The 5474-nt window shown below is 63.0% G+C and carries 4 protein-coding genes and 3 pseudogenes; 6 read left to right on the top strand and 1 reads right to left on the bottom strand.

Features of this window, described 5'->3' with window-relative positions:
- Positions 1–727 precede the first annotated feature (727 nt).
- Complete coding sequence (locus QQM37_RS06360) at positions 728–1339, top strand: hypothetical protein (RefSeq protein ID WP_285725765.1); 612 nt, start codon at positions 728–730, stop codon at positions 1337–1339.
- Between the two features lie 129 nt (positions 1340–1468).
- Here the strand turns inward: QQM37_RS06360 and QQM37_RS06355 are convergent, their stop codons facing one another.
- Positions 1469–2134, bottom strand: coding sequence for a TetR family transcriptional regulator (locus QQM37_RS06355; protein WP_285725764.1), 666 nt, complete (start codon positions 2132–2134; stop codon positions 1469–1471).
- A 213-nt stretch (positions 2135–2347) separates the two neighbouring features.
- Here QQM37_RS06355 and QQM37_RS06350 point away from each other — a divergent pair, with 213 nt between their 5' ends.
- The 5 genes and pseudogenes from QQM37_RS06350 (at position 2348) to QQM37_RS14510 (ending at position 5380) form a co-directional block, all read left to right on the top strand.
- Positions 2348–2944, top strand: a complete 597-nt coding sequence (locus tag QQM37_RS06350) for a YdeI/OmpD-associated family protein (protein WP_285725763.1) — start codon at positions 2348–2350, stop codon at positions 2942–2944.
- Positions 2914–3818: pseudogene (locus QQM37_RS14515) on the top strand (carbohydrate ABC transporter permease). Before QQM37_RS06350 ends, QQM37_RS14515 begins: the two are co-directional and overlap by 31 nt.
- A pseudogene (locus QQM37_RS06340) lies at positions 3815–4605 on the top strand (carbohydrate ABC transporter permease); the annotation flags it as partial. The pseudogenes QQM37_RS14515 and QQM37_RS06340, both read left to right, overlap by 4 nt.
- Positions 4594–5181: pseudogene (locus QQM37_RS06335) on the top strand (sugar-binding domain-containing protein); the annotation flags it as partial. The pseudogenes QQM37_RS06340 and QQM37_RS06335, both read left to right, overlap by 12 nt.
- Positions 5171–5380 (top strand): beta-galactosidase small subunit-related protein, encoded by a 210-nt coding sequence (locus QQM37_RS14510; protein WP_420030129.1) that lies wholly within the window; start codon positions 5171–5173, stop codon positions 5378–5380. The pseudogene QQM37_RS06335 and the gene QQM37_RS14510, both read left to right, overlap by 11 nt.
- Positions 5381–5474: the final 94 nt, after the last annotated feature.

The raw sequence follows: 5474 nt of genomic DNA, 5'->3' as shown, positions 1-5474 counted from the left end.
TCTGGTCAATGGTGTGGTGAATGGTGTGACTGGTCACCTGCCTGGTACGCCTGGGACTCCTGGTTTGCCGGGTGTTCCGAGCCTTCCGGGTGTGCCTGATGTTTCGGGGGTTTTGGCTCCGGTGTCGGGTTTGCTGAATGGTGTGACTGGTCACCTGCCTGGAACGCCTGGGACTCCTGGTTTGCCGGGTGTTCCGCGCCTTCCGGGTGTGCCTGATGTTTCGGGGGTTTTGGCTCCGGTGTCGGGTTTGCTGAATGGTGTGACTGGTCACCTGCCTGGAACGCCTGGGACTCCTGGTTTGCCGGGTGTTCCGCGCCTTCCGGGTGTGCCTGATGTTTCGGGGGTTTTGGCTCCGGTGTCGGGTTTGCTGAATGGTGTGACTGGTCACCTGCCTGGAACGCCTGGGACTCCTGGTTTGCCGGGTGTTCCGCGCCTTCCGGGTGTGCCTGATGTTTCGGGGGTTTTGGCTCCGGTGTCGGGTTTGCTGAATGGTGTGACTGGTCACCTGCCTGGAACGCCTGGGACTCCTGGTTTGCCGGGTGTTCCGCGCCTTCCGGGTGTGCCTGATGTTTCGGGGGTTTTGGCTCCGGTGTCGGGTTTGCTGAATGGTGTGACTGGTCACCTGCCTGGAACGCCTGGGACTCCTGGTTTGCCGGGTGTTCCGAGCCGTCCGGGTGTGCCTGATGTTTCGGGTGTTTTGGCTCCGGTGACGGGTTTGCTGAACGGTGTGACTGGTCATCTGCCTGGCGTCTCGGATACTGGCACGCTGGCTTCGGTGGTCAATAGTCTGACGAATGGCACCAGCGGTGCCATCGGCAGCCTGGTCAACGGAGTGAGCGGTGCAGCAACCGGTGCGGTCAACAGTGTCTCCGGTCTCACGAACGCTGTTACGGGCCTGACGGGTGGTTTGGCCCAGACCATCACCGGTGTCACCAGCGCGGTGGGTGGCGTGACGGCTCCCACCGGTGGCGTGACGAATCCAACCGGTGGGATCACTAACCCCACTGGTGGCGTGACGGGCCCTGTGGGTGCCATTGCCGGCGCACTTGGTGGCGATGTCGGTCCCGGTAACATCGGACTCGGAAGCATCCTGCAAGGTGTTGGCGGCATCGTCAATCCTGGCGGAGCGAATGCCTTCGGACTCGCTCAGAGCGCTGCAGGGCTGGGCAATACCGCGGTCGTGGCTGCTGGCAACAATCTGCAACCCACGGTCAACGGGCTGCAGATGCCTCTCGCTGCGACGGGCTCAAATCTGGCCCCCGCACTGGCAGGCGGCGCATTGCTCCTGGAAGGCGGACTCCTCTACGCGCTGGCTCGTAAGCGCAAGAGCAACGCCTGACGGCCTGTAAATGAAGGAGGACCCCTGGTGGACGTTGGTCACAGAATGGACCGTACGTCCACCAGGGGTCCTCATGGGCTGCTGGTTGGTCAGGGACACAGTGCGCCAACGCCAGTAGCGGCGAGATGGTCAGTGGGTTTGGGCTGGTTCTTTGGTCAGACGGAGATCCAGGCCATCCATCAGTAGCTCAGCTCGACTCATCATGAGCGAGTACATCCCCTGATCCAGAAAAGTTCGTGAAACCTCGGCCAGGGGAGAGCTCAGGTTGGCGGACATCGCCGCGCGTTGTTCTTCCAACGCTGGCCGGCCATGACGCCCGCGAGAACGGTAGAGCTCTTCCGAGACCATCGATTCGATCACCAGATGGCCCAACAAGTCCACGGCCATGAAGGCGTCCTTGGGCGAGAAGCCGAAGGTCAGGAGATTTTCCGCAATATTGAGAGTCGCTTCATTGATCTTCTGCGGGGAGGGCCGCATGACCAGGATCTCCTGCGCTGCCGCCGGGTATCGACTGAGGAACTGCCAGAATGCATCAACACAACCCTTGAGATACTCGCGCCAGTTCTCTCGGGGCTCCGGCCATGCTTCGCCCTCGAGTGCAAAGTCCACGGCCAGACGGACCAGATCCGCCCGACTATTGACATAGCGATACAAAGAACTGTGGCCCACCCCAAGACGTGCGGCCACCCTGGCGGAAGAAATGCCGTCAAGCTCGGCAAGTGCTGCTTCGCCTATCGCTGCGCGGGATAGCACTGGGCGCTGACCCCTGCGAGGAGGCTGGATTTCAAACTGCATGATCCCATTTCCGCGCCATGCGGCACGCTCCAGTGGTTCCCCCAATTTCTGCTGCTGTAGACCATTTATGCCTGCATTAGCAGAAACCACATTTCCTTAACACACTGTCAGTGCGAGCATACCTCCAACAGTCGAAATCCCAGCGAAAATCGGCAAATAGGTCCAGTAGACTGCTCACCGCACGCCGCAGTCACCAAGGACTAGGGTGTTGGCATGGCGATCGAACTTCCTGAGCTTCTGCTGGCAGACGCTCAGGCATGGGAAAACTGGCTGGAGGCCCATCACCAGAGCAGCAGAGGAGTATGGCTGGTGCTGCATAAAAAAGGTGGCACCGTCACGGAGCTGACCTATGCCCAGGCGCTCGATGTCGCACTGTGCTTTGGCTGGATCGACGGACAAATCCGGCGCCGGGATGACGAGAGCTACAGCCAACGATGGACTCCCCGCGGGCCGAAGAGCAGCTGGTCGCTCGCCAACACGGAAAACATTGCCCGACTTGAGGGCGAGGGGCGATTGCGCCCGGCTGGCCGTGCCGTCGTCACCGCTGCTCAGCAGGACGGTCGGTGGGAGATGGCGTACGCCAGGGCGCGCGATGCCGAGCTGCCGGAGGATCTGCTCAAGGCGATCGCTGCCAATCCGGAGGCACAACGGATGCTCGACGTCCTCAGTGCCACCAATCGCTTTGCACTGTACTTCCGGCTCAGTCAGCTTAAGACGGAGGCTGCCCGGGAAAGGAAAATCAGGGGCTTCGTGGAGATGCTCGCTCGCCACGAAGCCCCATACCCCCAGCGGGCCAGGCCACCTGTTTAGCAGCCCTGGCCCGCTGGGCGAGGTTGCCTGCGCCCTTCCTGGCCCTCTTCACCCTCACCTGCATTCTGCCGATCATCGTGGCCGTCATCTCCAGCTTCACCAAGGTGACCAGGAGCGGTCTCTTCGGCGAGAAGGGTGTGACCAGCGGTTTCGCTGGCTTCGACAACTATGCTCAGGCCCTCGGGGACGCGAACTTCGTGGCCTCCATAGGCCGGGTGCTGCTCTTCGGCATCGTGCAGGTCCCGGTCATGATCGTGCTCTGCACCATCCTGGCGCTGCTCCTTGAATCCGCCTCCGCCAAATGGCCCGGCTTCTTCCGCGCTGCCTACTTCATGCCGTACGGCGTCCCGGGAGTGATCGCCACGATCCTGTGGTCCTTCCTCTCCGTGCCGGGACTCAGCCCTTCATCGACATCGCCGGAAGTATGGGTATCAAACTGGACTTCCTCGGTTCAGGATCCGTGTTGTGGTCCATCGCGAACATCGTGACCTGGAGCTACACGGGCTACAACATGCTCATTGTGGTGGCTCAGCTCAAGGCCATTCCGGGTGAACTCTATGAAGCAGCTCGGGTGGACGGCGCCTCACCGTGGCGCATCGCGACCAATATCCAGTTGCTGCTCATCACCCCGGCGCTGGTGCTGACCACCGTTTTCTCGATCATCGGAAGCTCCAGCTGTTCGCCGAGGCGCAGGTGCTCAAAACCTCCGCCCCCCGCCATCGACAGCCAGTACACGCCCAACCTGAGCGCTTACTCCACCGCCTTCGCCTATAACGACTACAACGTCGCTGCAGCCCAGGCCGTTCTGATTGCGCTCGCCGCATTCATCCTCTCGTTCGCCTTCCTCCGCCTCACCAACAGGAAGTCCAAATGACCACCATCGCCACGCGCCGGGCCGCCTCGGGCCGCACCGGCATCGACCGCTCCGCTGGCCGTAAGCGGCCCAGCACCATCATCGTCACGGCGATCCTCGTCGTCGTCGCCCTCTACTTCCTGGTGCCCGTGTACTGGGTGATCGTGGCCTCGACGAAGACCAGCCCGGACCTCTTCTCCACCAATGGATTCCTGTTCTCCGGCCACTTTGCGCTCTGGGACAACCTGTCCAAGGTGCTCACCTACAACAACGGCGTCTTCCTCCAGTGGTTGCTGAACTCGGTGCTCTACGCCGGGGTGGGTGCGCTTCTGGCCACCTATCTGGCGGCCGCTGGCGGCTACGCGCTGGCCAAACCAGTTCAAGGGCAGCAACGTGGTGTTCGGCACCGTGCTGGGCGGCGTCCTGGTCCCCGGCACAGCCAACAGCCCTGCCGCTGTTCCTGCTCTTCAGCCAGCTAGGCCTGGCCAACACCTACTGGTCGGTGCTGATCCCGTCGCTGGTCTTGCCGATCGGCCTGTTCCTGTGCCGGATTTACGCCCAGGCCACCGTGGATACCGCGCTGATTGAGGCGGCCCGGCTGGACGGTGCCGGGGAGCTGAAGATCTTCCCCACGTTCGGCCTGCGGGTACTGACCCCGGCCCTGGTCACGGTCTTCCTGTTCCAGCTGGTCGGCATCTGGAACAACTACTTCCTGCCCCTGGTCATGCTCTCGGATACGAAGCTGTACCCGATCACCCTGGGCCTGAACAACTGGTTGTCCCAGGTGGACCGTCTGCCGGAGGCCTTCGCCGCCCCCGGATACTTGAGCGAGGACTGGGACAGGATCCCGGTCCCCGCGCACTGGGTCCTCGAGGGGGAGGGTGCTTACGGCGCGCCCATCTACACTAACGTTCAGTTCCCCTTCCCCTGCGAGCCACCCTTTGTCCCGGATGCCAACCCGACGGGCGACTATCGCAGAACCTTCACCGTTCCGGAGTCCTTCTCCGGAACCCGGGGCGCGCCTGCTGACAGGGTGCTGCTGCGCTTTGACGGAGTGGAGTCCCGGTACAAGGTGTGGCTGAACGGGGTGGAGATCGGTGTCGGTTCGGGCAGTCGCCTTGTCCAGGAGTTCGACGTCAGCCAGGCGCTGAAAGCCGGGGAGAACGTGCTGGCGGTGCGGGTCCACCAGTGGTCCGTGGCGAGTTACCTGGAGGACCAGGATCAGTGGTGGCTGCAGGGCATTTTCCGTTCGGTGACGCTGGAGGTCCGGCCAGTGGGCGGCATCGACGATCTGTAGCTGCGCACGGCGTACGACGGCGACGCCGCAGCCACCGGGCCCGGCACCGTCACCCCGGAGCTGACCGCCGGGGCGGCTGCCTTCCCGGCATACGGCCCAGGAGCTCTCCGCGGCGGCCCACCCGCATGAGCTGCCGCCCTCGCAGCGGACCTGGCTGTACCTGGACGCCGCACAGAACGGCGTGGGCTCGCGGGCCTGCGGGCCGGATGTCTGGCCGGAGTACGCGCTCCGCCCGGAGGCGAGGACGCTGCTCCTGAAGGTCTCGGCGGCGGACCCTGCCCGGTAATACCGAGGTCAGCTGCAGCTCCTGCGGCGGGTTTCACCAGTAACTCAAAGTACTGGGGGAATATGTCATTTTATGACGTTGCCGCTCGGAGGCT

The organism is Psychromicrobium xiongbiense (genome assembly GCF_030271165.1).
Taxonomy (GTDB): Bacteria; Actinomycetota; Actinomycetes; order Actinomycetales; family Micrococcaceae; genus Renibacterium; species Renibacterium xiongbiense.
The sequence above is the reverse complement of the archived record's forward strand: the minus strand, read 5'-3'. Positions and strand labels throughout refer to the sequence as shown.